Annotated in this window: 21 protein-coding genes and 1 tRNA gene; 11 read left to right on the top strand and 11 right to left on the bottom strand. The window is 66.2% G+C overall.

Annotated features, from left to right (window positions below):
• Window positions 1–11: 11 nt before the first annotated feature.
• Entirely contained in the window at window positions 12–1,601 is a 1,590-nt protein-coding gene (locus ASF34_RS03815; protein WP_056158726.1) for a catalase, read from the bottom strand.
• Window positions 1,602–1,749: 148 nt separating this feature from the next.
• On the opposite strand from ASF34_RS03815, the gene ASF34_RS03820 reads away from it, so the two are divergent.
• The 11 genes from ASF34_RS03820 (at window position 1,750) to ASF34_RS03870 (ending at window position 15,711) form a co-directional block, all read left to right on the top strand.
• The gene (locus tag ASF34_RS03820; RefSeq protein ID WP_056158729.1) at window positions 1,750–2,709 is read left to right on the top strand and encodes a LysR substrate-binding domain-containing protein; all 960 of its coding nucleotides are present in this window, start codon (window positions 1,750–1,752) and stop codon (window positions 2,707–2,709) included.
• Window positions 2,710–2,739: 30 nt separating this feature from the next.
• The gene (locus ASF34_RS03825; RefSeq protein WP_018042341.1) at window positions 2,740–3,789 is read left to right on the top strand and encodes an AbrB family transcriptional regulator; all 1,050 of its coding nucleotides are present in this window, start codon (window positions 2,740–2,742) and stop codon (window positions 3,787–3,789) included.
• 4 nt (window positions 3,790–3,793) lie between these two features.
• Window positions 3,794–4,141 carry a diacylglycerol kinase gene (locus ASF34_RS03830; RefSeq protein ID WP_056158732.1) on the top strand — a complete coding sequence of 116 codons (348 nt, stop codon included), beginning with the start codon at window positions 3,794–3,796 and terminating at the stop codon, window positions 4,139–4,141.
• A gap of 145 nt (window positions 4,142–4,286) precedes the next feature.
• On the top strand, window positions 4,287–5,852 hold the full coding sequence (gene ilvA / locus ASF34_RS03835) for a threonine ammonia-lyase, biosynthetic (protein WP_056158735.1): 1,566 nt from the start codon (window positions 4,287–4,289) through the stop codon (window positions 5,850–5,852).
• 163 nt (window positions 5,853–6,015) lie between these two features.
• Window positions 6,016–8,166 (top strand): methyl-accepting chemotaxis protein, encoded by a 2,151-nt coding sequence (locus ASF34_RS03840; protein WP_026175677.1) that lies wholly within the window; start codon window positions 6,016–6,018, stop codon window positions 8,164–8,166.
• 86 nt (window positions 8,167–8,252) lie between these two features.
• A complete protein-coding gene (gene lgt / locus ASF34_RS03845) occupies window positions 8,253–9,137 on the top strand; it encodes a prolipoprotein diacylglyceryl transferase (protein WP_056158737.1) in 885 nt (294 codons plus the stop codon).
• Window positions 9,134–10,210: a class I SAM-dependent methyltransferase gene (locus tag ASF34_RS03850; protein ID WP_056158739.1), complete on the top strand. Its 1,077-nt coding sequence runs from the start codon at window positions 9,134–9,136 to the stop codon at window positions 10,208–10,210. The genes lgt and ASF34_RS03850 overlap by 4 nt, the downstream gene beginning before the upstream one ends.
• A gap of 304 nt (window positions 10,211–10,514) precedes the next feature.
• Complete coding sequence (locus tag ASF34_RS03855) at window positions 10,515–10,838, top strand: rhodanese-like domain-containing protein (RefSeq protein ID WP_056158741.1); 324 nt, start codon at window positions 10,515–10,517, stop codon at window positions 10,836–10,838.
• Window positions 10,839–10,939: 101 nt separating this feature from the next.
• A complete protein-coding gene (locus ASF34_RS03860; RefSeq protein WP_056158744.1) occupies window positions 10,940–12,088 on the top strand; it encodes an efflux RND transporter periplasmic adaptor subunit in 1,149 nt (382 codons plus the stop codon).
• A 141-nt stretch (window positions 12,089–12,229) separates the two neighbouring features.
• A complete protein-coding gene (locus ASF34_RS03865; RefSeq protein WP_056158747.1) occupies window positions 12,230–15,439 on the top strand; it encodes an efflux RND transporter permease subunit in 3,210 nt (1,069 codons plus the stop codon).
• A 195-nt stretch (window positions 15,440–15,634) separates the two neighbouring features.
• Window positions 15,635–15,711, top strand: a tRNA-Pro gene (locus tag ASF34_RS03870).
• Between the two features lie 139 nt (window positions 15,712–15,850).
• Here the strand turns inward: ASF34_RS03870 and ASF34_RS03875 are convergent.
• From ASF34_RS03875 to ASF34_RS03920, 10 genes are all read right to left on the bottom strand, one after another.
• Complete coding sequence (locus tag ASF34_RS03875; protein WP_018042332.1) at window positions 15,851–16,105, bottom strand: PilZ domain-containing protein; 255 nt, start codon at window positions 16,103–16,105, stop codon at window positions 15,851–15,853.
• A 112-nt stretch (window positions 16,106–16,217) separates the two neighbouring features.
• On the bottom strand, window positions 16,218–17,792 hold the full coding sequence (locus tag ASF34_RS03880) for a SpoVR family protein (protein WP_056158751.1): 1,575 nt from the start codon (window positions 17,790–17,792) through the stop codon (window positions 16,218–16,220).
• Window positions 17,793–17,918: 126 nt separating this feature from the next.
• Entirely contained in the window at window positions 17,919–19,220 is a 1,302-nt protein-coding gene (locus tag ASF34_RS03885) for a YeaH/YhbH family protein (protein ID WP_056158756.1), read from the bottom strand.
• Window positions 19,221–19,444: 224 nt separating this feature from the next.
• On the bottom strand, window positions 19,445–21,397 hold the full coding sequence (locus ASF34_RS03890; protein WP_026175676.1) for a PrkA family serine protein kinase: 1,953 nt from the start codon (window positions 21,395–21,397) through the stop codon (window positions 19,445–19,447).
• A gap of 182 nt (window positions 21,398–21,579) precedes the next feature.
• Window positions 21,580–22,029 carry a hypothetical protein gene (locus ASF34_RS03895; protein WP_018042328.1) on the bottom strand — a complete coding sequence of 150 codons (450 nt, stop codon included), beginning with the start codon at window positions 22,027–22,029 and terminating at the stop codon, window positions 21,580–21,582.
• Window positions 22,030–22,172: 143 nt separating this feature from the next.
• Entirely contained in the window at window positions 22,173–22,649 is a 477-nt protein-coding gene (locus ASF34_RS03900) for a MerR family transcriptional regulator (protein WP_056158992.1), read from the bottom strand.
• A 104-nt stretch (window positions 22,650–22,753) separates the two neighbouring features.
• Window positions 22,754–23,074 (bottom strand): integration host factor subunit alpha, encoded by a 321-nt coding sequence (locus ASF34_RS03905; RefSeq protein ID WP_018042326.1) that lies wholly within the window; start codon window positions 23,072–23,074, stop codon window positions 22,754–22,756.
• Window positions 23,075–23,204: 130 nt separating this feature from the next.
• Complete coding sequence (locus ASF34_RS03910) at window positions 23,205–24,182, bottom strand: beta-ketoacyl-ACP synthase III (RefSeq protein ID WP_056158758.1); 978 nt, start codon at window positions 24,180–24,182, stop codon at window positions 23,205–23,207.
• A 27-nt stretch (window positions 24,183–24,209) separates the two neighbouring features.
• Window positions 24,210–25,244 (bottom strand): phosphate acyltransferase PlsX, encoded by a 1,035-nt coding sequence (gene plsX / locus ASF34_RS03915; RefSeq protein WP_056158761.1) that lies wholly within the window; start codon window positions 25,242–25,244, stop codon window positions 24,210–24,212.
• Window positions 25,245–25,483: 239 nt separating this feature from the next.
• The gene (locus tag ASF34_RS03920; RefSeq protein ID WP_056158764.1) at window positions 25,484–25,990 is read right to left on the bottom strand and encodes a YceD family protein; all 507 of its coding nucleotides are present in this window, start codon (window positions 25,988–25,990) and stop codon (window positions 25,484–25,486) included.
• Window position 25,991 lies beyond the last annotated feature (1 nt).

Below are 25,991 nucleotides of genomic sequence, written 5' to 3' on the forward strand. Positions count from 1 at the left end.
GCGCGCTGAGCTTACTCGGCTGCGACGCGGTGGGCGTGGCTGCCGTCCGTGTAGGTCTCGGCCTGGAGACGTTTGCCCGGAGCCGCGCGGCCCGGAAGCGGCGGCAGGGCCTTGGCCTTCTCCAGATCGATGCCGGCACCTTCGGCGACGCGACGGCCGTAATCCTCGTCGGCATGCCAGAAGTGCCAGACCATCCGCAGCTGGATGGGCTCCGGGCACTGCTTCATGTCGCCGACGAGATTGGCGATCAGGTCGTCACGCTCCCAATCCTGGAAAGAACGGTAGCGGACGCCGGCCTGGGTGTAATCGTCTTCGGTACGCGAGGTCTGGTAGCGGCCGAGCTGGCCCTGGACCGGCTGGTGATAGTCCTTGGCGGGCTTCGGAGCTTCGCGCAGGCCCTCGGCCAGGGTCGAGGGCTCGTAGTTGATGTGCCGGTTCGGGCCGGTGCCGTCGACCGAATAGGTCATCTGGCCGTCACGCTGGTTCGAATAGACCTTCACGCCGGGCTGCGGCGCATTGATCGGCAGCTGCAGGTAGTTGGCGCCGACGCGGTAACGCTGGGTGTCCGAGTAGGACAGCGTCCGGCCCTGGAGCATCTTGTCGTCCGAGAAGTCGATGCCGTCCACGAGCACGCCGGTGCCGAAGGCCGACTGCTCGACTTCCGCGAAGAAGTTGTCCGGCACGCGGTCCAGCACCATGCGGCCCACGGGCAGAAGCGGGAAGTCCTCGACCGGCCAAAGCTTGGTGTCGTCGAGGGGATCGAACGACAGGTGGTCGTTCGGGCCGTCCGGCATGATTTGCACGCAGAATTCCCACTCGGGGAAGTTACCCTTGGAGATGTTGTCGTAGAGGTCGCGGGTCGCGTGACCGACATCCTTGGCCTGGATCTCGGAGGCCTGGGCCGAGGTCAGGTTGCGGATGCCCTGCTTGGGCTCCCAATGGAACTTGCAGAGCACGGCTTCGCCCTGGTCGTTGACCAGCTTGTAGGTGTTCACGCCCGAGCCCTCCATCTCGCGATAGTTGGCGGGAATGCCCCAGGGCGACTTCAGATGCGTCACCATGTGGATGGCTTCGGGATGCTGAGACACGAAGTCGAAGAAGCGCCATGGCTCCTGACGGTTCGTCACCGGGTCCGGCTTGAACGCATGGATCATGTCGGGGAACTTGATCGCGTCGCGGATGAAGAAGACCTTGAGGTTGTTACCCACGAGATCCCAATTGCCGTCGACGGTCTTGAACTTCACCGCGAAGCCGCGCGGGTCGCGCTCGGTCTCGGGGCTCTCCTTGGCGCCGGCCACGGTGGAGAAGCGCACGAACATCGGCGTCTTCACGCCGGTCTCGTTCAGCACGCGGGCACGGGTATACTTTGAAGCCGGCTCGTTGCCGATCTTGCCGTAGGCTTCGAAATAGCCATGGGCGCCGGCGCCGCGGGCATGGACGACGCGCTCGGGAATACGCTCACGGTCGAAATGAGTGATCTTCTCGATGAACTGATAGTTCTCGAGGGTCGCCGGTCCCCGCTCGCCGACCGTGCGCGTGCTCTGGTTGTCACGGACCGGATGGCCCTGGCGGGTGGTCAGTATCGGGCGTTGATCGCTCATGCGGGATTCTCTCCTAAAATGTCGGGACGATCCGGATCGGGCATGCGGCGCCGCGTCGCCATCCTGGAATCGTTCTGAGACACCCTTATGAACCGCGCAGGATCGTTTGGCTAATGCATCGTCGCAAAGGCTGCGATAGATAGAGCCTATGAACGTATCGGGTCTGTCCCTCCGGGATCTGGAATATGCCGTGGCCGTGGCCGACGAGAGCCACTTCGGCCGGGCGGCCGAACGCTGCAACGTCAGTCAGCCCACGTTGAGCGTGCAGGTGCGCAAGCTCGAAGAGGCCCTGGGCCTCGTCCTGTTCGAGCGCGGCAACCGGCGGGTCATGCTGACACCGGCGGGACAAAGCATCGTCCGGCAGGCGCGCACGGTTCTGGCGGAGGCGCAGCGGTTGCTTGCCCTGGCGAGCGAAGGGCGCGGCGCGCCGCTCACCGGCCGCCTCGTCCTCGCGGCGATCCAGACCCTCGGCCCCTACCTGTTCCCCCTCGTGCTTCGGACATTGAGGCAGGAATTTCCCGTCCTGTCCCTGGCGCTGAGCGAGGCCAGGACCGCGGAGATCCTGGAAGGCCTGCGTGACGGGCGGATCGATGCCGCGTTGATCTCCCTGCCGGTACCGACCTCCGGTCTCACCGTCTCGCCTCTGTTCATCGAGCCGTTCCTGCTGGCCTGCCCCGCCGACCATGCCCTCGCCCAGGGGGGAGCGTTGCGGGCGACGGATATCGCCGGGCCGGACCTGCTTCTCCTCGACGAAGGCAACTGCCTGCGCGATCAGGCGGTCGCCGCGTGCGGCGCTGGCTCGGCGGCGGGCCGCCACGCCACCTCTCTCGAGACCCTGCGCTCGATGGTGGCCGCCGGCGCAGGCTACACCCTCCTCCCCGCCCTCGCCGTGCCGGCCGGGGCCGATGCCAGCGGCCTCACCGTGACGCGCAGCTTCGATGTGGATGGACCGGGCCGCACCATCGCGCTCGCCTGGCGGTCCAGCGATCCCCGCGCCGCCGGCCTGTCGCATCTGGCGGGCTTCTTCAGGGCGCATGCCCCCGCCGGGACCGCGGCGTTTCGCGACGATGCCGGGGCGAACCGTGACAGTGGCGCCGATCCGGTGTAACGGCGGGCACTTCCCAACTATCGGTTTCCCGTGCTCAGCCCGCGCTCCCTCGGCCTCTGGACGGCGCTCGTCGCCGCCTCGGCCGCCATCGCCTACGGCCTCACGCTGGCACAGTTCCCGGCGGCGCTCCTCCTGGGGCCGATGCTCGTGGCCATCGCCTTCGGGGTCGGCGGGGCGAGCCTGTCACTGGCGCGGCCCGGGTTCCAGGCGGCGCAGGCCATCATCGGCTGCCTCGTCGCCAAGGCGGTCACCGCCGATATCGTCGGGACGCTCCTCGATGACGGATTGCTGATCCTCGCCGTGGTGCTCGTCACCGTGATGGCCGGCGCCCTCGTGGGCTGGGCATTGACCCGCCTGCGGATCCTTCCCGGCAGCACCGCCGCCTGGGGCTCCTCCCCCGGTGGGGCCGCCGCCATGACGGCCATGGCCGAGGAATACGGCGCGGACCCGCGCCTCGTCGCCTTCATGCAATACGTCCGCGTCGCCGCCGTCGTCCTCTCGGCCTCCGTGGTCGCCCGCATCCTCACCGATACGTCGACCACCGCGAAGGCCGCGTCCCTGGCCGATACCGGCATCCTGCCCGTTCTCGCCACTCTCGCGGTCGCCGGGATCGGCGTCGCGCTGGCCCGGCTCCTGCGCCTGCCGGCGAGCGCCCTCGTCGGGCCGATGATCCTGGGCGCCGTCCTCCATGCCACGGGCCTCGTCTCGATGGCCCTGCCCGAACCGCTCCTCGACCTCGCCTATGCCTGTATCGGCTGGTATGTCGGTCTGCGCTTCACGGCGCAGACCTTGCGCGAGACATTCGCCGCCCTGCCGGGCATCCTCGTCGCCACCTTCGCCGTCATCGCCCTGTGCGGCGGCTGGGCCTACGGCCTTACCTTCCTGCTGCCGGTGGACTTCCTCACGGCGTTTCTCGCCACCAGTCCGGGCGGGCTCGATTCCGTGGCAATCATCGCGGTGGGCTCCAAGGCCGACGTGTCCTTCGTCCTGGCCGTGCAGACCCTGCGCCTGTTCGTGGTGCTCCTCACCGGCCCCCTTCTCGCGAAATGGATCGCCCGCGGCGCTCCCGCGGACCGCTGACCCCATGCACGCGCTCTATCTCGCCTTCCTCAATTCCTGGCGCGGCCTCGTCTTCGGCGCCCGGACCGAACGGGCCCTGCGCCTTGAACTCGTTCTGCTGGTGATCGGAATTCCCGCCGCGTTGGTGATGGGGGCGACGCTCTGGGTTCGCGTGGCGCTGCTGGCGAGCCTGCTCGTGATGCTGGCGGCGGAGTTTCTGAATACGGCGATCGAGAAGCTCTGCGACCACCTCCACCCCGATCGCCATGTCAGGATCGGCGTCGTGAAGGACCTCGCCTCCGCGGGCGCCTTCATGGCGCAGGCTCTGGTGGCCCTGGTGTGGCTGGCGGCCGCCATCGACAGGTTGTTCTAAAACCGTCCCTCCCTCGCCATCTCCGCGACGGGTGGCGCCTTGTCCCACCGGGCCGGGGGATCGCCCCTCGCTTCTTCCGTCCCACGGGCGTATCCCGAGGCTCATCCGAAACCGATTCCAGACCTGCGACGGAGCACGCGTCTCCTTGACCGACTACATCCGCATGATCCTCACCGCCCGCGTCTACGACGTCGCCATCGAGAGCCCGCTCGATCCCATGCCGCGCATGTCTGCGCGTCTGGGGCGCCCGGTCCTGCTCAAGCGCGAGGACCTGCAGCCGGTGTTCTCGTTCAAGCTACGCGGCGCCTACAACAAGATGTCGGGCCTCTCGTCCGAGGTGCTGGCGCGCGGGGTCGTCTGCGCCTCGGCCGGGAACCATGCCCAGGGCGTTGCTCTCGCGGCGGCTCGGCTCACTGTGCGTGCCGTCATCGTGATGCCGCGCACGACCCCCGTCATCAAGGTCGATGCCTGCCGCGCGCGCGGGGCCGAGGTCGTGCTGTTCGGCGATACGTTCGACGAGGCGCTCGGCCATGCCCGCCAGTTGGAAGGCGAGCAGGGGCTCACCTTCCTCCACCCGTTCGACGATCCCGATGTGATCGCCGGCCAGGGCACCATCGGCATGGAGATTCTGACCCAGCATTCCGGGCCGATCGAGGCGATCTTCGTGCCGGTCGGCGGCGGCGGTCTCGCCGCCGGCATCGCCACCTTCGTGAAGTACCTGCGGCCCGAGACCAAGGTCATCGGCGTCGAGCCGGACGATGCCGCCTGCATGGCGGCGGCCCTGGCCGCCGACGAGCGTGTCGTGCTGCCGACTGTGGGATTGTTCGCCGACGGCGTCGCCGTGCGCCAGGCCGGTGAGGAGACCTTCCGCCTCTGCCGCGAGCATCTCGACGGGGTCATCACCGTGGATACCGACGCCATGTGCGCGGCGGTCAAGGACATCTTCGACGATACCCGCGCGGTCTCCGAGCCCTCCGGCGCGCTGGCTCTGGCCGGTGCGAAGGTCTACGCGGCGCGCGAGGGCGGCTCGGCCGGGACGCTGGTGGCGATCTCGTCGGGAGCCAACCTCAACTTCGATCGTCTGCGCCACATCGCCGAGCGTGCCGAGATCGGCGAGCAGCGCGAGGCGCTCCTCGGCGTTACGATCCCCGAGCGCGCGGGCGCCTATCGCGCGTTCATCCGCCATCTCGGCCCGCGTGCGATCACCGAGTTCAACTACCGCTACGCGCCCTCCGCCGAGGCGCAGATCTTCGTGGGCATCAACCTGCCCGGCGGGATCCCGGAAAAGCGCGACCTCATCGCCGGCCTTCGGGCCGACGGCTACAGCGTGGTCGATCTCAGCGACAACGAGATGGCCAAGGTTCACATCCGCTACATGGTCGGCGGCCGTTCGGCCGAACTCGCCGACGAGCGCATCTACCGGTTCCAGTTTCCGGAGCGGCCGGGCGCCCTCCTGCGATTCCTCGACGGCCTTGCGGACGGGTTCAACATCACCCTGTTCCACTACCGTAACCACGGCGCCGATTACGGCCGCGTGCTCGCCGGGATCAGCGTGCCCGCCGAAGAGCGCCAGCGTTTCGACGCCGCCCTGGACGCTTTGGGATACCCATGCGTCGATGAGACGGACAATCTCGCGTACCGCCTGTTTCTGGCGACAGGAGAGGTCGCCCGGCCGGAAATCGCTGCCTCCGAGGCCGCTTCCGCCCATTGAGCATTGTCGGTGATGCTCGTCCCGGCCTTCCCTCATGGAGGCCGGGCAATGCCGAAACAGCATTTTTCGAGCATGAAAAGTACGCAGCCCCGCCCCCGAGGAACGTTTTCTAAATTTGTCATAGGATAATTTGCACCCCAGTTTCTCGGGGGCTTCCGTTCGTATGTCTATCGTCAGCAGTCTCAATGTCCGCCTGCCCGTCATCATCGTAGGGTTGGCGATGGTCAGCACCGCCGTCATGGGCAGCCTGAGCTGGTACTCAGCCAAGTCCGGCTTGATCTCCGCCGTGCAGGAACGACTGGAATTCGCCGCCACGGCCCGCAAGACCGGCCTGGAACTGATCGCCGATCGGGCTCGCGGCGATCTGGCGGCCACCGCCGGCAACAATCAGGTTTCGAGCAATGTCGGCGATCTGGTCGAGTCCCTCGATCCGGCGAAGGCCGATTATGCCGGCCTCGTGCAGGCCTTCACCAGCCCGACGACCGCGCAGGAACGCATGGCGGTCGAGGGCACCGGCACCATGTATGGCCGTCGCCACGCCAAGGTGCAGGAAGTGGCCCGCAAGCTCGTGGAGCGTCCCGGCTATGCCGACCTTCTCTTCGTCGATGAGGAAGGGCGCATCGTCTACACCACCACGAAGGGCGCGGATTTCACCCACAACCTGTCGGAGCCGGAGCTTCAGAAGACCGGTCTCGCCACACTCATCGAGCGCCTGAAGGCCGCCGAGCCCGATACGGTCCTGACCCAGGATTTCGCCGCCTATCCCGCCGATTCCGGTCCCTCCGCCTTCCTGGGCCGTGGCATCTACCGTCGCGCCAACGTCGCCATGGGAACCGGCCAGGCCGCCTCGCGGATCGGATTCCTCGTGCTGCGCGTGACGCCCGCCCTCTTCGACGCCTCGCTGTCCGAACGGAACGGCCTGGGCGATACGGGACAGGTCATGGCAGTCGGTTCCGATGGGCTACTGCGCGGTAATCCGCCCCTGAACTCCGCCGTGAAAGCGGGCATGCCCGTCTCGACGACGGGCCTTGATGCCGAGAACCTGAAATCCGGCAAGCCCTTCGTCTACGGCAGCGGCGACAAAGCTCGCCTGGCCGCCACCGCCTCGATCTCGATGCTGGGTTCGCCCTGGACGATCGTCGCCGAGCAGGCCCAGAGCGAGGCGCTGCATTCCGTGAGCAGCCTGACGAAATCGCTGCTCATGTCGGCTATCGCGGTTCTCGCAGCCACCGCCCTTATCGGCCTGCTCTTCGCCCGCAGCATCGTCCGGCCCCTCGGTGCCCTGGCTCGTGCCCTCCAGGCCTTGGCCCGCCGCGAGATCCTCGAAGAGGTTCCCGGCAGCCGTCGTGCCGACGAGATCGGCGACATCGCCCGCGCCGTCGTCACCATCCGCGACATTTCGCTGGAAGATGCGGCTCAGCAGCTTCGCACCACCGAGGCCTCCCGCATGCGCGCGGAGATCGAGCGCCGCGCCCTGCTCAACGAACTCGCCGACAATTTCGAGCGCTCCGTCGGCCGCATCGTCGATGGCGTGTCGTCCGCCTCGGCGAGCCTGCACGATGCGTCGAACAGCATGACCACAACGGTGGACGGCACGGTCAGCCGTTCGACGTCTGTCGCCGCCACCGCCCACCAGACCGCCGGCAACGTCAACGCGGTGGCCGCCGCCGCCGAGGAGCTCGGCGCGACGGTGCAGGAGATCGGACGTCAGGTCGAGCAGGCCGCCGACATGTCCCGCTCCGCCGTCGAGGAAGCGAGCCGTACCGCGGACACCATGCGCACGCTGTCGGTCGCCGCGACGCGCATCGGTGACGTGGTCGGCATGGTCCAGCAGATCGCATCGCAGACCAACCTGCTGGCCCTCAACGCGACCATCGAAGCCGCGCGTGCGGGCGAAGCCGGACGCGGGTTCGCCGTCGTAGCGGCCGAGGTGAAGAGCCTCGCCGAGCAGACCTCCCGCGCCACGGCCGAAATCCACCAGCAGGTGGAGGCGATCCAGGGCGCGACCAACGGCGCGTCGGGCGCGATCCAGGGCATCGTTTCGCGGATCGAGAGCATGAGCATGGTCACCAGCAGCATCGCCGCGGCCGTGGAGGAGCAGAGCCTGACGACGCAGGAGATCGTCCGCAACATGGGGCAGGCTTCGGCCGGTACCGGCGCCATGACCACGGATATCGAGGAGGTCGCCCGCTCGGCGGCCGAGGCCGGCACCTCCGCCGGCCGGGTCCTGACGGCCTCGGAAGATCTGTCGACCCAGTCCGACAGCCTGCGTTCGGAAGTCGGTCAATTCCTCGCGACGGTGCGGGCCGCCTGACCCGTCATGGGCCTCCCGCGTCGCCCGAGGGTTGACGCGGGAGGCCCGGCACGTCCAAAGCCGGCGCCATTCCTGGAGGCCAGCCGATGCCGCCGTTGCTCGCCCTGCCCTTTCCCGCCATCGATCCGGTGGCGGTGGCGATCGGCCCGATCACGATCAAGTGGTACGCCCTGTCCTACATCGCCGGCCTCGTCGGCGGTTGGTTCTATGCCCGCCGGCTGGTGGCGGCGGACCGGTTCTGGGGTGTCGTGCGGCGGCCGAGCCTCAACGACGTCGACGACCTCATCGTCTGGGTCGCCCTCGGCGTCGTCCTCGGCGGCCGCATCGGCTACGTCCTGTTCTACAATTTGCCGCTCTATCTCGACGATCCCCTCGAGATCCTGGCGATCCGCAACGGCGGCATGTCCTTCCACGGCGGCTTTCTCGGTGCCGTCCTGGCCATGGTGCTGTTCGCCCGCTCGCGAAAACTGTCTCCCTATACCCTTCTCGATCTCGCCGCCGTCGTCGTTCCCATCGGCCTGTTCTTCGGTCGCATCGCCAATTTCGTGAACGGCGAGCTGTGGGGGCGGATCGCCCCGGATTTCGCCTACGCGGTGGTGTTTCCCTCGGGTGGCCCGCTGGCGCGGCACCCGAGCCAGCTCTACGAGGCGGCCACGGAGGGGGCTCTCCTGTTCGTGGTGATGGCCATCGCCGTCCGCGCCTTCGGCTTCCGCAAGCCGGGCCTCCTCGGCGGACTCTTCGTCCTCGGCTACGCGCTCGCTCGCACGTTCTGCGAGTTTTTTCGTGAACCCGACCGGCAGCTTGGATACCTCTTCGGTACCGGGGACTGGCGCTATGGCGGCATCACCATGGGGATGCTGCTCTGCGTGCCGATGGCCCTGATCGGCATCGCCTATATCGTCCTCGCCGCCCGCGGCGTGACGCAGCCGCGCCCTGAACAGGCGGAGACCGTACGGGCCGACGCAGCGTGACCACGCCGCTCTTCGCCGAGATCCGCGACGAGATCGTCGAGACCGGCCCCATCGGCATCGCCCGTTACATGGCGCTCTGCCTCGGACATCCGGTCCACGGCTATTACCGCAGCCGCGATCCCCTCGGCGCCCGTGGCGATTTCGTCACCGCGCCCGAGATCAGCCAGATGTTCGGCGAGCTGATCGGTATCTGGATCGCCCTGACATGGGCTGCCATGGGCGGACCGAGCCACCTCGTCCTGGCGGAACTCGGCCCCGGTCGCGGCACGCTGATGGCCGACGCCCTGCGGGCCCTGAACCGCGCGGCGCCTGATTGGAAGCCCGCCATCCACCTCGTCGAGACCAGCCCCGTTCTTCGGGCGGCGCAGGCGTCCCGCCTCGGAGCCGTTTCACCCACGTGGCACGATGGCATCGAGACCCTGCCCGATGGGCCGATGATCGTCATCGCCAACGAGTTCTTCGACGCCCTCCCCGTTCGCCAGTTCCTGAGGACGGAGCGCGGCTGGTGCGAACGCCTCGTCGGCCTCTCTCCGGATGGCGGCCGTCTCGCCTTCGGTCTCGCAGCGGAGCCCGACCGGGAAATCGCGGTCCAGGCGCCGGTCGGGGCGCTGATGACCGTTCCGGGAGCGGCCCTCGACATCGTGCGGAGCTTGAGCCGCCGGATCGTCGCTCAGGGCGGCGCGCTCCTGGCCATCGATTACGGCCATGTGCGGCCTGGATTCGGCGATACCCTCCAGGCGGTATCGGCCCATCGCTTCACCGATCCCCTGCTGGCTCCCGGCGAGGCGGATCTGACGACCCATGTCGATTTCGCCGCCCTCGGGAGGGCTGCGATCGGCGAGGGAGCCCGAGTCGATGGACCCCTGGACCAGCGGGGGTTCCTTCTGAACCTCGGCCTGCGTGAGCGCGCGGATCGCCTGAAGGGCATGGCGAGCCAAGCGCAGGCCGAAGCGGTCGACGCCGCCTTCCATCGCCTGACCGCGTCTGAGAAAAGAGGAATGGGCAGCCTGTTCCAGGCCATCGGGATCGCCGATCCAAGACTGGCCGCTCTCAGCGGTTTCGCCTCGGCCTAAGACCGCGGTCATCATGGCGTAGCCGCCGGGATCGAGGCGCCGAACAGGGCGCCCGGGTAGATCGCGCGCCCTGTCCCACAAGGCTGTTCAAGGTACGCAGTCGATCGGCGGGAGGTCGAGGTGGTCATCGTGCCTAACCGTCCCGCTCGAACGGCTTCGCTCTATCGCGCCGAACCTCCTCCGGCCCGTATTGCCGAACGCTCGCGATGGCATTTGTCCGACAGGGAATTTGCCGTGATGACGCCTGACGCATAAGAACATTCGCCACGAGTCTCCGTGTGGCGACGAAGCGAGGGCCAAGCGCATGAAGGTTGTCGATCTCGACCGGGAGACGATCAAGCGGGGACTCGACGATCGCTCGATCCTGCTCATCGACGTGCGGGAGCCTCACGAATACGCGGCCGGGCACATTCCGGGTTCCGTCACCCACCCTCTGTCCACCTTCGACACGCGCGCCCTGTCGGCGCTGATCGCCGAGGACGGTCGTCGCCCGGTCTTCTCCTGCGCGGCCGGTGTCCGTTCGGTCCACGCCCTGGCCGCCGCTCAATCCGCCGGGATCCCGGTGGAGGAGCATTATGTCGGTGGGTTCAAGGACTGGTATCTGGCCGGGGAAACGGTCGAATCCTGAACATTCCACGTCTCAATCCCATAGCTCCACGGGCTATGTGCGGCAGCGCACGACATCACGGGAACGGTGCCTTTAGCTCGCAGGGCGCAGGGAAAAGCAACATGATCAAGCGTCCGCTCTCCGGATGGTCGTCCGCGATCCTCCTGTCCGCCGTATTTCTGGCCTTCGCCTCTCCGGTTTCCGCCCAGGCCCCCGGTGGTCCGCCTCCGAAGGTGACCACGGCCAAGCCGGTTGTGCGCGAGATCGTCGAGACCGATATCTATACGGGCCGGTTCGATCCCGTTGAGATCGTCGATGTCCGGGCGCGGGTCACGGGCTATCTCGAGAAGGTTAATTTCGTGGACGGCGCCACGGTGAAGAAGGGCGACCTGCTCTTCGTGATCGACCGTCGCCCCTACAAGGCGGCCCTCGATCAGGCCAAGGCCGCCCTCACCTCCGCTCAGGCCGGACTGACCTTTTCCCAGACCGACCTCGAACGCGCTCAGACCCTGAGCCGTTCCGGCAACATCTCCGAGCAGGTGACGGACCAGCGCCGGCAGGCATCGCAGACGGCGCAGGCCAATGTCGACAGCGCTGATGCGCAGTTGCGCCAGGCACAGCTCAATTACGACTTCACCGAAGTCCGCGCGCCGATCTCGGGCCGTATCAGCCAGCGCCTCGTCACCGAGGGCAACATCGTCATCACCGATCAGACCCAGCTGACCACGATCGTCTCCCTCGACCCGATCTACTTCGGCTTCACCGTGGATGAGCGCTCCTTTCTGAAATATCAGGGCAGCCTCGGCATCGGCATGGGGCAGACCCAGAAGGGCAAGGGCGTTCCGATCCTGATCGCCCTGACCAACGAGACCAAGCCGACCCGCAAGGGCACCCTCGACTTCGTGGACAACCGCGTTGACAACGCCACCGGTACGGTGCTGCTGCGCGCCACCGTCGAGAACCCGGACGGCTTCATCAAGCCGGGCCTGTTCGGCATCGTCTCGCTGCCGGCGACGAAGCCCTTCCAGGGTATCCTCCTGCCCGACGAGGCCATCTCCGCGAACCAGGACAAGCGCATCGTCTACATCGTCGCCGACGATGGCTCGGTGAGCACCCGCGACGTGAAGCTCGGGCCGAAGGTCGATGGTTACCGCGTGATCCGCGAAGGACTGAAGGGTGACGAGAACGTCGTCGTCAACGGCCTGTCCCGCGTCCGCCCGGGCGCCAAGGTGACGGCAGAGGCGAGCACGCTGCCGCCGAGCCGCAGCTGACGCGCAACCCATTCTAGACCGGACCCGCCGGTTTCCGCCTTCCGTTTCAGGGGCGTGACATCCGGTGGGTTCGTGACGGCGAACGAAGAAACATTCCCGCAAAGGTGGCCCAGGGCGCCTTTGTGGCGAGAGGTTTGACCGATGCGCTTTGCCCACTTCTTCGTCGATCGGCCGATCTTCGCGTCGGTGACGTCGATCATCTTCCTGATCCTCGGCTACGTCTCCTACGAGTCGCTGCCCGTCGCGCAATATCCGGAGATCGTTCCGCCGACCGTCGTCGTGCGCGCCTCCTATCCGGGCGCCAATGCCGAGACGGTGGCGGCAACGATCGCGACGCCGATCGAGCAGGAGGTGAACGGCGTCGACAACATGCTCTACATGACGTCGTTGTCGACCAACGACGGCAACATGCAGCTGACCGTCACCTTCAAGGTCGGCACCAACCTCGATATCGCCAACGTGCTGGTGCAGAATCGTCTTTCGGTGGCGCAGCCGCGCCTGCCGCCCGACGTGCGCAACCTCGGCGTCACCGTCCGCAAGTCGTCGCCCGATCTGATGATGGTCGTGCACCTGCTGTCCCCGGACAACACCTACGACCAGAACTATCTCTCGAACTATATCTACCTGCGTATCCGCGACGAGCTGCTGCGCCTCGATGGCGTCGGCGACATCACGGTGTTCGGCGGCAGCGAATACGCGCTCCGCATCTGGCTCGATCCGAACAAGCTGTCCGCCTACGGACTCTCGACCACCGACGTGATCTCGGCCCTCCAGGAGCAGAACGTCCAGGTCGCCTCGGGCGCCCTCGGCGCCCCGCCTGCGCCGAAGGACAATGCCTTCCAGCTCGTCGTCCAGTCGCAGGGTCGCTTCCAGACCCCGGAAGAGTTCACCGAGGTCATCGTCAAGGCCAGCGACGGCCGCCTCGTGCGCGTGAAGGACATTGCCCGCACCGAAATGGGCCAGAAGGACTACACCACGCAGTCCTTCCTGAACGGGACCCCCGCCGTCGGCGTCGGCGTGTTCCAGCGTCCGGGCACCAACGCCCTCGAAGCCGCCACGCAGGTGCGGGCGACGATGGAGACGATCAAGAAAAGCTTCCCGCCGGGGGTCCAGTACAGGATCGCCTACAACCCCACCGAGTTCATCGAGGAATCGGTCCACGAGGTCTATAAGACCCTGTTCGAAGCCGTGGCCCTCGTGGTCATCGTGGTCATCGTCTTCCTGCAGAGCTGGCGCACGGCGCTGATCCCGGTGATCGCGATCCCGGTCTCGCTGATCGGCACCTTCGCGGCCATGCAGGCCTTCGGCTTCTCCATCAACAATCTCACCCTGTTCGGGCTCGTCCTCGCCATCGGCATCGTCGTCGACGACGCGATCGTGGTGGTGGAGAATGTCGAGCGGAACATGGCCGAGGGGCTGTCGCCCGGAGACGCGGCGCACAAGACCATGGACGAGGTGGGCGGCGCGGTGCTCGCCATCGCCCTCGTCCTGTCGGCGGTGTTCATCCCCACCGCCTTCATCCCCGGCATTTCGGGGCAGTTCTACAAGCAGTTCGCGCTCACCATCGCGGCCTCGACCATCATCTCGATGTTCAACTCGCTGACGCTGTCACCGGCGCTCTGCAAGCTGCTGCTCAAGCCCCACCACGAACACGCCAAGCCGAAGTTCTTCCTGACGCGGTTCGTCGCCTGGCTCGCCGACTTGTTCAATCGGGGCTTCGACAAGCTGTCGCATGGCTACGCCGCCACGATCCAATTCCTGACCGGCCGCACGATCGGCCTGCTCGGTATGATGGTGGTCTATGCCGCGATCATCGCCGGCACGCTGCATGTGGCCACGACGACGCCCACGGGCTTCATCCCGCAGCAGGACCAGGGTTACCTCATCGGCGTCGTCCAGCTGCCGGCGGGCTCGGCCCTGGAGCGCACCACCGCCGTGGTGAGGCGGGCCGCCGACATGGCCTTGAAGGTCGACGGCGTCAGCGATGCCGTCATCATCTCGGGCTTCGACGGGGCGACCTTCACCAACACCACCAACGGCGCCGTGATGTTCCTGGTCCTGAAGGGGGCAAAGGAGCGCGCGACGACGGGCAGAACGGCGGCTGCGATCACCGGCGACGTGTTCAAGGCCACCGCCTCGATCCAAGAGGCCCGCGTCCTGTTCATCCCACCACCACCGGTCCGCGGCCTCGGCACCGGCGGTGGCTTCAAGATGCAGATCGAGAACCGCCAGAGCTCCGCCATCGCTCCGCTGCTGGCCGCCACGAACGAGATCCTCGGTCAGGCGAACCAGAGCAGCGACGTCCAGCGGGTGTTCACGACCTTCGGCAACGACACGCCTCAGCTCTTCATCGACATCGATCGCACGATGGCGCGGATGCTGAACGTGCCGCTGGCTTCGGTCTTCGCCACCCTGCAGACCAATCTCGGCGGCGCCTACATCAACGACTTCAACACGTTCGGCCGCATCTACCAGGTGCGCGCGCAGGCCGATGCCGCCTTCCGCCTGGAGAAGCGCGATATCGAGCAGCTCAAGGTCCGTTCCTCCACCGGCGCTCTGGTGCCCATGGGGACACTGGCCTCGATCCGCGAGATCAGCGGGCCGCAGATCGTGCAGCGGTTCAACCTGTTCTATTCGGTGCCGATCCAGGGCGATGCCAAGCCCGGCGTGTCGACCGGCCAGGCGCTCGCGGCGATGGAGAAGATCGCCCAGTCCCTGCCGGAGGGCTACGCCTACGATTGGACCGAGATCGCCTTCCAGCAGAAGGCGACGGGCAACACTGCGATCTACGTCTTCGGTCTCGGCGTGCTCCTCGTCTTCCTGGTGCTGGCGGCGCAGTACGAATCCTGGGCGCTGCCGCTGGCGATCATCCTCGTCGTCCCGACGGGCGTGCTCTCGGCCCTGGGCGCGGTCCAGTTCAGGGGGCAGGACAACAACATCCTGACCCAGATCGGACTGATCGTGCTCATCGGTCTGGCGGCGAAGAACGCGATCCTGATCGTGGAGTTCGCTCACCAGCTGGAAGAGACGGAGAGGAAGGGTCCGGTCGCCGCCGCTGTGGAAGCCTGTCGCCTGCGCCTGCGCCCCATCCTGATGACGGCCTTCGCCTTCATCCTCGGTACGGTGCCCCTCGTCATCGCCACGGGCCCGGGCGCCGAGATGCGTCAGGCTCTGGGCACCGCGGTCTGTTTCGGCATGATCGGCGCGACCTTCTTCGGCCTGTTCCTGACCCCGGTCTTCTACGTGGCGATCCGAAACGTCCTGATCTGGTTCGCCAAGAAGCGCGGCAAGGATCCGCATGGCGGCACACCCGACAAGCACGATCCCCACGCGACGCCGACGCATGCGTGACGACGACAGGCTCCGGCGCGAGATGTCCGCGCCGGAGCCACGGAAAAGGGGTTGCACATGGGGGACCGTGAAGCTAAGACCCCTCAGCCCTTCATGGGGCGTCGAAGCGTAGCGCGGCCCGGTCAGCGCATCGGTCTCAGGACCGGTAACCGGAGCGGCATCCTACGTGATCGACGAGTTCAGAGCGGTTCTTGACGGAGTATAGCGCAGCCCGGTAGCGCACCTGTCTGGGGGACAGGGGGTCGCAGGTTCAAGTCCTGCTACTCCGACCATTAAAACGCGGTGACATCGGCATATCAGCAGATGTCCTCCGCTCTGACGTTCAAGGCCGGGGCGCGCTGTCCCCGGCCTTTTTCGTTTTTCCGGGCTGACCTCGGTGCAGTCGGCGACCGTCCCGCTCTGAGGCGTGCGTCAGGCCGCCGTCCTGCTGAAGGTCGCGCCGATGGTCTCGTCGCTCCGCCAGACGACGCGGCAGACCTCGATGCCTTCGATACACGCTGAATGCAGGATGAAGGTGTCGGGGACCAGGGCTGTTTCCGGAAGGATGAGCCGAACGCCGGAGGCGGAGATGTCGTAGACGATGCAGGGAAGCGTCGTGTGTTCGTCTATGGCGATGAGGCCGGCCTCGTCCTTACGCCGCCGCTCATCGATCCGACGTTCATTCATGACCACCTCGCATCTTCCGTTATCCCGAGAATGGTCAGGGGTCTGCGAAAGAACCGGGAGTGAGATCCGTCAAATGCAACGGATCGGGCTTCGAATCGGCATATCCGCGGTTTCAGAAGAAGATCGGCCGCGCTGCCGCGTGATGTTCCGCCAGGATCGAATCCGTGGCCGGATCGATCTCCATGAGCACCGCGTCGTAGCCCCAGAGATCGGCCAGATGCTGCAGGACGTGGCGGGCATCCTCCGCCTGAAGCGTGATCCGGTTCAGCGCCTTGTGGTGGACGATAAGGCGGCGATCGCCTTCCAGATCGACGTCGACCACCTCGATATCGGGATCGAGCCAGGCGACGTCGTACTGCCTCGCGAATGAGCGGCGCAGCTTCCGATAGCCGCGCTCGTCATGGATCGCCTCTACGCGCAATTCCGCCTCGTCGGGATTGTCCACCACGTGGAAGAGCCGCATGTCGCGCATGAGCTTGGGGCTGAGGAACTGGGCGATGAAGCTCTCGTCGCGGTAGTTCGCCCAGATGTCGCGCAGGGTCGCCATGGCGTCGCCCGTGCCGGCGATCTCCGGGAACCACGCGCGATCCTCCTGCGTCGGCTGCTCCACGATGCGGGCGATGTCCTGCATCATGGCGAAGCCGATGGCATAGGGATTGTGCCCGCCATAGCCGCGCTCGTTGTAGTTCGGCTGGCGAACGACATTGGTGTGCGACTGCAGGAATTCGAGATAGGCCGCCTCGCCGATCAGCCCCTTCTCCGAGAGCGAGTTCATGATCCGGTAGTGGCAATAGGTGGCGCAGCCCTCGTTCATCACCTTGGTCTGGCGCTGGGGATAGAAATACTGCGCCACGAGGCGGACGATCCGCAGGATCTCGCGCTGCCACGGACGCAGGCGCGGGGCTGCCTTTTCGAGGAAGTAGAGCAGGTTCTCCTGGGGCAGTTCGAGCAGGGCTTTGCGCCGCTCCAGGGCGGCGTCCGGCCGGAGACCCGCGCTCTTCTGCGGCAGGGTGCGCCACAGGTCGTTGTAGATCTGCTCGCCATGCTCGGCCCGCTCGCGTTCGCGCCGCTGCTCCGAGGCGAGGTCCGGCCGCTTCTTGCGCGGATAGCGGTGGACGCCCTGACTCATCAGGGCGTGGGCGGCGTCGAGCACCTGCTCCACCGCCTGATGACCGTAGCGTTCCTCGCAGCGGGTGATGAACCCCTTGGCGAAATCGAGGTAATCGAGGATGCCCTCGGCATCGGTCCATTGCTTGAACAGGTAGTTGTTCTTGAAGAAATGGTTGTGACCGAAGGCGGCGTGCGCGATCACCAGGGTCTGCATCGTCGCCGTGTTCTCCTCCATGATGTAGGAGATGCACGGGTCCGAGTTGATGACGATCTCGTAGGCGAGGCCCATCATGCCGCGGCGATAGCCGGCCTCGTGCTGCGCGAAGTGCTTGCCGAACGACCAGTGCTTGTAGAACAGCGGCATGCCGATGGAGGCATAGGCGTCGAGCATCTGCTCCGCCGTGATGATCTCGATCTGGTTCGGATACCAGGACAGGCCGAGTTCCTCGCCGGCGATCTTTTCGCAGGCATCGTGGATGCGGCGGATCGTGTCGAAATCCCAGTCGTTGCCGGAAAACAGAGGTGTCTGGCCGCCCGATATCGTCGGCGATGCGGGGAAATGGAGGTTCGTGACCATCGTCGTCCTTCTCTCCGAGCGTTGCGGCTCTCCTCCCCTCCCCCTCGCGCGTGGGAGGAAGGGTTCACCTCATCGTGCCAACTCGTCCCAAAACCGGCTCCCCGGCTTCGGGCCTATGCCCGAGCGTCACGCCCCCGCTTCGGCGCGCGCGTCCTTGCGCCCGAACAATTCGCGGAAGACCGGGTAGATGTCGCGCCGATGGTTGACCTTGCGCATGGCGATGGCGCCGCCGGATTTGGCCAGAGCCTCGTAGGTGCGCCACAGGGTGGTGCGGTGCTCGACGAAGCCGGCGCGGGGGCCGTTCTCGTCGCCGACTTCGAGATAGGCGAAGTGCTGGCAGGCGGGCAGGATATGGGCGCGCAGGAGCTCGGTGGAGGTCGGGCCGTCGCTCGATACGTTGTCCCCGTCCGAGGCCTGGGCCGCGTAGATGTTCCAGTCGTTGGGGTCGTAGCGCTCGGTGATGACGCGCTTCATCTCCACCAGCGCTGACGAGACCAGGGTGCCGCCGGTCTCGCGCGAGCCGAAGAACGTCTCCTCGTCCACCTCCGTCGCCTTGTCGGTGTGGCGGATGAAGACGATCTCTACGTGCCGGTAGCGCCGCGTCAGGAAGATGTGGAGCAGGATGTAGAAGCGCTTGGCGAGATCCTTCATGTGCTCGGTCATCGAGCCCGACACATCCATGAGGCAGAACATCACGGCCTGGGCGATGGGGCGCGGATAGGGCTCGAAGCGGCGATAGCGCAGGTCGATCGGATCGACATAGGGGATACGCTTGGTGCGTTCCCGCAAGGCCTCCAGGGCGAGCCTCATGTCGGGGAGCCGGGGGTCGCTGCCGTCGGCCTCGGCGATGCGGCCTTCGAGCTCCGCGATCTCCTCCGGCTTCGGGCGCTTGAGCGCGATGCGCCGCGACATGGAATTGCGCAGGGTGCGGGTGAGCGCGAGGTTGGCGGGCGAGCCGGACACTGTGTAGCCGGCGCGCCGCAGGCCTTCGGTCTCCACGATCGAGAGGCGGCGCTTGGCCAGATCCGGCAGTTCGAGGTCTTCGAGGAACAGTTCGAGGAACTCGTCCCGCGTCAGCACGAAGTGGAACGCATCCTCGCTGTTCTCGGAGCCCTCCCCGCCCTGGCCGGAGCCCTTGGCCCCGCCGCCGCCCTGCGGGCGCTCGATGCGGTCCCCTTCCACATAGGTCTTGTTGCCGGGCAGGATGTAGTCCTGCAGGCCGGTGCCAGATTGGCGGCTGAAGCGGGGCTCGCGCACGCCGTCTCCGGGAACCGTGACGCGCCCGTCCTTGCCGAGGTCCTTGATGTCCTTCTCGCGAGCGGATTCGCGCACGGCGCGCTGGGCCATGTCCTTGACCCGGCGCAGGAAGCGCTGGCGATTTGGAAGGCTCTTGCCTCCGGGATTCAACCGACGGTCAACGATGTGCATCCGGTGCTTTCGTCCTCGCCCTCAAGACCCTGGCCCCTGAGACCCTGGCAGGTTCGACGGTCGTGTCCGGCAGGCACCGCGATGCCCGCCGGCCCTAAGCAGGTTTCGCAGAAGTGGCCCCGGTTCTGCGATCAAAACCTGCGACACATCAAAGAGCTGAGCAGTGCGAAGCGTTGGCTTGCCAACGCGAACCTGCTTAGCCCGCGACAGGACGTGTCGCCGTCCTAACCCGCCTGCTTCACCCTCATGTACCATTCCACCAGACGGCGAACCTGCCGCTCGGTATAGCCTCGCGCGATCATGCGATCGACGAACTCACCGTGCTTCTTCTCCGTCTCGCCGTCCTTCTTGGAACCAAAGGAGATGACCGGAAGCAGTTCCTCCACTTGGCTGAACATCCGCCGCTCGATCACCTCGCGTAGCTTCTCGTAGGAGGTCCAGGACGGGTTGCGCCCGCCATGCTGAGCCCGCGAGCGAAGGGCGAACTTGACGACCTCGTTGCGGAAATCCTTCGGGTTGGCGATGCCGGCCGGCTTCTCGATCTTGGTGAGCTCTTGGTTCAGGAGTTCACGGTTGAGGAGCTGCCCGGTCTCGGAATCCTTGAAGTCCTGATCCTCGATCCAGGCATCGGCGTAGTCGATGTAACGGTCGAACAGGTTCTGGCCGTAATCGTGATAGGATTCGAGATAGGCTTTCTGGATTTCATGGCCGATGAACTCGGCATAGCGCGGCGCGAGTTCGGTCTTGATGAACTCGAGATAGCGCTTCTCGGTCTCCGGCGGCAGCTGCTCGCGGCGCAGGGACTGTTCCAACGTGTACATGAGATGGACGGGGTCGGCCGAGACTTCCGTCGTGTCGTGGTTGAACGTGGCCGCCATCACCTTGAAGGCAAAGCGGGTGGAGATGCCGTCCATCCCCTCGTCGACGCCGGCCGCATCCTTGTACTCCTGCATGGAACGAGCGCGGGGATCGACCTCGCGTAGGGATTCGCCGTCATAGACGCGCATCTTCGAGAACGCGTTGGAATTGGCGTGCTCGCGCAGGCGGGAGAGCACCGAGAACCGGGCCAGCATTTCCAGCGTGCCGGGGGCGCAGGCCGCGTCCGCAAGTTCGGAGCCCGAGACCAGCTTCTCGTAGATCCGCTGCTCTTCGGTCACCCGCAGACAGTAGGGCACCTTGATGACGTAGATACGGTCGATGAAGGCTTCGTTGTTCTTGTTGGTCTTGAAGGTCTGCCACTCGGACTCGTTCGAGTGCGCCAGAATGATGCCGGTGAACGGGATCGCACCGATATTCTCGGTCCCGACGTAATTGCCCTCCTGCGTCGCCGTGAGCAGCGGGTGCAGCATCTTGATCGGCGCCTTGAACATCTCGACGAATTCGAGGACGCCCTGGTTCGCCCGGTTGAGGCCACCGGAATAGGAGTAGGCGTCCGGGTCCGCCTGGGACAGGGTCTCGAGACGGCGGATGTCCACCTTGCCGACGAGGGACGAGATGTCCTGGTTGTTCTCGTCGCCGGGCTCGGTCTTGGCGATGCCGATCTGGCGCAGGCGCGAGGGCCGTACCTTGATCACCTTGAACTGCGAGATGTCACCATTGAACTCGTCGAGGCGCTTCAAGGCCCAGGGGCTCATCAGGCCGGTGAGGCGACGGCGCGGAATGCCGTAGCGCTCCTGGATCTCGGCGCCCATCACCTCGGGGTCGAACAGGCCCAGCGGGCTCTCGAAGACCGGCGAGACCTCGTTGCCGGCCTTCAGGACGTAGATGGGGTGGACCTCCATCAGGGCCTTGAGGCGTTCGGCGAGGGACGACTTGCCGCCGCCGACGGGGCCGAGGAGGTAGAGGATCTGCTTGCGCTCCTCCAAGCCCTGCGCCGCGTGGCGGAAGAACGAGACGATCCGTTCGATCGTCTCCTCCATGCCGTAGAACTCGGAGAAGGCGGGATAGACCCGGATCGTCCGGTTCATGAACACCCGGCCGAGACGGGCGTCCTTGGCTGTGTCCACGAATTCCGGCTTGCCGATCGCGTCGAGGATACGCTCGGCCGCGGTGGCGTACATGAGGGGCTCGTCCCGGCACGCCTCCATGAACTCGGAAAGGCTCATCTCCGTATCGCGGCGGGCCTCGTAACCGCGGGCAAAGCTCTGGAACAGGTCGTTCGTCGATGGCATTGGCATCCCGATCCCTTCACGACTGACGCAGCTTCATCCTGTCTCGGCTCGGATGCAACTGACAGGCCCAGTTTTGTCGCAGTGCGGTCGCGACGGCAATCGAGCGTGGGAAGCTTGCCACAGTACGGTGCCCGGCGGTGAGAATCGCAGCCGCCGGACCCGTGATGTCGAAGGGGCTCAGGGCCGGATCACAGGTCCGTGGCACTCTTCTTCGTGTCGTCCCCGCCCTTCACGGCCGAGCCGCCGACGGTGATGGTGATGGTCTGGGTGCTGGTTTTCCCGTCGGCTTTCTTGACCTCGACCACGACCTCGTCCGTGCCGGTGAAGCCGTCCTTGCTCTGATAGAAGACGCCCGTCGCGGCGGTCTTCTTGTTGGGGCATTTATGGCTCGACGGGGTGGTGACGCTGCCGGTCTTGGTGATGAGCGAGCCGTTCTTGGGCGAGGTGCTGATGCGGATCTCCGGCATCGAGCCCGGCTTGCAATCGTCCTTCAGGTTCGAGGCGATGAGGATGCGGACGCTCTTTCCGGGGGCCGCGGTCTCGGTGCGGGTCGCCGTATCCTGGGCCATGGCCGGGGCGCTGGCGAGCGCGAGAAAAAGGCCTGCTGCGAGAAAGGCATTCGATTTGGCGGCGTACATCGGGCGGTCTCCGGTGATGCCTGGCGACCTTATGGGCTGACGTGTGTGTGACCGCCGTGGCCCGCTGCATGTGGGATGGGGGGAGCCCGCCGTCGAGGGTATCGCGGCGTTTCCTTCGACACCCGAGCCGCGCGATCGTCCTATCAGGAGCGGATTGCGAGATCCGACGGGTCGCTCAGGGTCTGCAACGCATCGCGGCATGCATGGAGGTCGTCGAGGACGGCCTGCAGGGTCAGCCGGTCGTCACCGAGCCGGTCGTCTTCGCTTGCCGCGCCGGGAGCGACCTCTTCGTCGGCCTCGTATTCCCCGGTGTCCAGATCCCGCTGGGTTGGGGCCGCCACTTCGGCCTCGCCGCGCCCCACCGACTGGACGAAGCGGATGCCGTTTTCCTTCAGAACGCGCTGAGCACCGCGAATGGTGTAGCCCTGCTCATGGAGCAGGCGTCGGATGCCCCTGATCAGGTCTACGTCTTCCGGCCGGTAATAGCGCCGACCACCCGCGCGCTTCACCGGCCTGACCTGGGCAAACTTCGTCTCCCAGAACCGGAGAACGTGCTGCGGCACGTCGAGCTCGTCGGCCACTTCGCTGATCGTGCGAAATGCCCCGGGGCGTTTTTCCATCGTGTCGCGATTGTCCACGGAGCCGGGACCACTCCCCTCGAAGGAGCCGTCCCCGTTCCGCGCCCTATCGGCAGGAACCTTGACTGCCAGCGACATGGAAGACCTCAATCGTCGTCTTGTTCCGCGACGCCGTTGACGCCGTTGATCCGGGACTTGAGCACGTTGGACGGTTTGAACACCATGACCTGGCGCGGCTCGATGGCCACTTCGACGCCGGTCTTGGGGTTGCGGCCCACGCGCCGGCCCTTGCCGCGAACGACGAAGGACCCGAACGACGACAGCTTCACCGTTTCACCTGACGCGAGGCAAGTGCAGATCTCGGACAGCACGGTTTCGACGAGCGCTGCCGATTCCGTCCGCGACAGCCCGACCTGCTGATAGACGGCCTCGCTCAGATCGGCGCGTGTGACCGTCTTCCCTGCCATGCGTCATTCCCCAAAACGAATCGTATTTTCCGACGTATCTCTATGATCGGACACGCTAATCTGCGTTAAGCCGCAGGTCAACAGGACTTGATGGTCAAGCCTCGGCAGTGTGCTCGACCCCGGGCTCGCCTCACCAGCGGATCAGGGCGGCACCCCAGGTGAAACCGCCGCCGATGGCCTCGATCATGACGAGGTCGCGGCGCTTGATCCGACCGTCCTTGCGGGCCGCATCGAGGGCGAGCGGGATGGACGCCGCCGAGGTGTTGCCATGCCGGTCGACGGTGAGGACGACCTTGCTGCGGTCTATACCGAGCTTGTCGGCGGAGGCCTCGATGATGCGACGGTTCGCCTGATGCGGCACGAACCATGTCAGGTCGTCGGCGCTCGTCCCCGTGGCCGCGAAAGCGTCGGCGATCACATCCGTCACCGAGCCCACGGCGAAGCGGAAGACCTCCTTGCCCTCCATCCGCAGATGACCGGTCGTGCCGGTGGAGCCGGGTCCGCCATCGACGTAGAGCTTCTCGCGGTGCCGTCCGTCGGACCGCAGATGGCTGGTGAGCACGCCGCGATCCTCGTTCGTCCCTTCCCCGTCCTGGGCCTCGAGGACGATCGCCCCGGCGCCGTCGCCGAACAGCACGCAGGTCGTGCGGTCCTCCCAGTCGAGAATGCGCGAGAACGTCTCGGCGCCGACCACGAGGGCGCGCCGCACGCTTCCGCTCGCGATGAACTTGTCGGCGGTGGAGACGCCGTAGACGAAGCCCGCGCAGACCGCCTGAATATCGAAGGCGAAGCCGGAGCGGATGCCCAGCCCCGCCTGGATCTGGGTCGCCACCGACGGGAAGGTATGATCCGGCGTCGAGGTGGCGCAGAGGACGAGGTCGATATCCTCCGGCCCGAGCCCCGCATCGTCCAGGGCGGCCTTGGCGGCCGCGATCCCCAAGGTCGACGTAGTCTCGCCGGCACCCGCGAGGTAGCGCTGGCGGATGCCCGTGCGCTGTACGATCCATTCGTCGGACGTGTCGACGGTCTTCGTCAACTCGTCGTTCGTCACGAGACGTGCGGGCAGGGCCGAGCCCGTTCCCACCACTACGGAGCGTGTAACCGCCATGTCAGATCCGATCCGGCATCGACCACCTCATGCGGAGGTGGCCATGGGCGTGAGTTCGAGCATGTCGCGAATGGTCCGCATCAGGTCGTGCCGCGCCATATCGTGTGCGAGATCGACGGCGGACGCGAAGCCATGGGCGTCTTCCGAGCCATGGCTCTTGATGACGATGCCCTCGAGGCCGAGGAACACGCCGCCATTGGCCCGGCTCGGGTTCATTTTGTCGCGCAACGCCTTGAAGGCCTGCCGGGCGAAGAAGTAGCCGATCTTGGCCGAGAGGGTCCGGCTCATGGCCGCGCGCAGGTAGCTGCCGATCTGCTTGGCCGTGCCTTCCGCGGTCTTCAGCGCGATATTGCCGGTGAAGCCTTCGGTGACCACCACGTCCACGGTGCCCTTGCCGAGGTCGTTGCCTTCCACGAAGCCGTGATAGGTCAGGTTCGGTAGATCGCTTTCGCGCAGGCGCCGGGCGGCTTCCTTCACCGCCTCGTTGCCCTTCATCTCCTCGGTCCCGACATTGAGCAGGCCCACCGTCGGCTTATCCAGATCGAACACGATCCTGGCCATGGCGGCGCCCATCAGCGCCATCTCCACGAGATGCTCCGCGTCCGTGCCGATGGTGGCGCCCACATCCAGGACGACGCTCTCGCCGCGCACGGTGGGCCAGAGGCAGGCGATGGCAGGGCGCTCGATGCCGGCCAAGGTCTTCAGGCAGATCTTCGACATCGCCATGAGTGCGCCGGTATTGCCGGCGGAGACGGCCGCATCGGCTTCCCCGTCCTTGACCGCCTGGATCGCGCGCCACATCGAGGACTTGCCGCGCCCCGAGCGCACGGCCTGACTCGGCTTCTCGTCCATGGAGATCGCCACGGAGGTGTGCCTGATCTCCACCGCCCCCTTCAGGCGCGGCTCGGCCGCCACCAGCGGGGCGAGGATGGCCTCGTCCCCGAACATCAGGAACGTCATCTCGGGATGGCGCTCGCGCGCGATGGCGGCGCCCGGCACCACGGTCGTGGGACCGTGATCGCCGCCCATGGCGTCGAGCGAGATGCACACTCTTTGGGACATGAGGTTCGGCCGGAGGCCTCTTTCAGGATGGACAGACCCTTCTCGAGCGAAGGATCGACGGAACGCCCTTCGGCGAGACGGGATCGACGAGAGGCCTGAACCCGCATGGGCGGACCCTTCCTCGGCGCGGCGGAAAATAGCGGTTCGAGCCCGGCGGGCAAACGAAATCTCAGCTTTTGCGGAATCCGCGGTTCGCCCCCGGCTCCGTCACCCAGCAAATCCGTCGCCGGCGCCGGGATTCACGCGTCGTCCTGCTTCAGCGCCTTGAGGATGGCCAGCGGCGATTCCCGCTCCTCGGCCACCGGCTCGAAGGCGATGCCGGGCTTGCGCGGATAAGGGTCGAGGCCGAGCGCCAGGAATTCGGCGGTGACCTGTCCGAGGTCGATCGTACCGTTGACGATCGGATCCGGGATGTCGGTCTCCTCGTCGCCGGCCTCCTTCTCCGGCTCGCGATCGCTGAACACGATCTCGACGGGCTCGGAAATCTCCGCCTCGAACGGCTCCAGGCTGATCGTGCAGACCTGCGTGACGACGGCCGAGACCGTGCCGGTGATGACGAGATGCGCGGACGTCCCGCTCCATTGCAGTTGGCCGACGAGGTCGCGGACGGCCGGGATTCGGAAATCCGCCGCCAGGGCCGCCTCCTCCTCCGGTGTCGCCTTGATGACGATTCCGGCCCTGTCTCTGGGCAGGCGGTCGACCCGGAAGGGCCGCGACAAGGGCGCGGCCGCCGACTTTGCCGTCATG

Source organism: Methylobacterium sp. Leaf106 (assembly GCF_001422895.1).
GTDB classification, from domain to species: Bacteria; Pseudomonadota; Alphaproteobacteria; order Rhizobiales; family Beijerinckiaceae; genus Methylobacterium; species Methylobacterium bullatum.

Bases quoted from the DNA above. Each gene is read 5' to 3' on its own strand.
- ASF34_RS03890 (WP_026175676.1), bottom strand. From the start codon at position 21,397: ATGCCAATGCCATCGACGAACGACCTGTTCCAGAGCTTTGCCCGCGGT.
- ASF34_RS03865 (WP_056158747.1), top strand. From the start codon at position 12,230: ATGCGCTTTGCCCACTTCTTCGTCGATCGGCCGATCTTCGCGTCGGTG.
- ASF34_RS03885 (WP_056158756.1), bottom strand. From the start codon at position 19,220: ATGCACATCGTTGACCGTCGGTTGAATCCCGGAGGCAAGAGCCTTCCA.
- ASF34_RS03905 (WP_018042326.1), bottom strand. From the start codon at position 23,074: ATGGCAGGGAAGACGGTCACACGCGCCGATCTGAGCGAGGCCGTCTAT.
- ASF34_RS03840 (WP_026175677.1), top strand. From the start codon at position 6,016: ATGTCTATCGTCAGCAGTCTCAATGTCCGCCTGCCCGTCATCATCGTA.
- ASF34_RS03820 (WP_056158729.1), top strand. From the start codon at position 1,750: ATGAACGTATCGGGTCTGTCCCTCCGGGATCTGGAATATGCCGTGGCC.
- lgt (WP_056158737.1), top strand. From the start codon at position 8,253: ATGCCGCCGTTGCTCGCCCTGCCCTTTCCCGCCATCGATCCGGTGGCG.
- ASF34_RS03910 (WP_056158758.1), bottom strand. From the start codon at position 24,182: ATGGCGGTTACACGCTCCGTAGTGGTGGGAACGGGCTCGGCCCTGCCC.
- ASF34_RS03895 (WP_018042328.1), bottom strand. From the start codon at position 22,029: ATGTACGCCGCCAAATCGAATGCCTTTCTCGCAGCAGGCCTTTTTCTC.
- ASF34_RS03920 (WP_056158764.1), bottom strand. From the start codon at position 25,990: ATGACGGCAAAGTCGGCGGCCGCGCCCTTGTCGCGGCCCTTCCGGGTC.
- ASF34_RS03855 (WP_056158741.1), top strand. From the start codon at position 10,515: ATGAAGGTTGTCGATCTCGACCGGGAGACGATCAAGCGGGGACTCGAC.
- ASF34_RS03815 (WP_056158726.1), bottom strand. From the start codon at position 1,601: ATGAGCGATCAACGCCCGATACTGACCACCCGCCAGGGCCATCCGGTC.
- ASF34_RS03880 (WP_056158751.1), bottom strand. From the start codon at position 17,792: ATGGTCACGAACCTCCATTTCCCCGCATCGCCGACGATATCGGGCGGC.
- ASF34_RS03860 (WP_056158744.1), top strand. From the start codon at position 10,940: ATGATCAAGCGTCCGCTCTCCGGATGGTCGTCCGCGATCCTCCTGTCC.
- ASF34_RS03830 (WP_056158732.1), top strand. From the start codon at position 3,794: ATGCACGCGCTCTATCTCGCCTTCCTCAATTCCTGGCGCGGCCTCGTC.
- ASF34_RS03900 (WP_056158992.1), bottom strand. From the start codon at position 22,649: ATGGAAAAACGCCCCGGGGCATTTCGCACGATCAGCGAAGTGGCCGAC.
- plsX (WP_056158761.1), bottom strand. From the start codon at position 25,244: ATGTCCCAAAGAGTGTGCATCTCGCTCGACGCCATGGGCGGCGATCAC.
- ASF34_RS03875 (WP_018042332.1), bottom strand. From the start codon at position 16,105: ATGAATGAACGTCGGATCGATGAGCGGCGGCGTAAGGACGAGGCCGGC.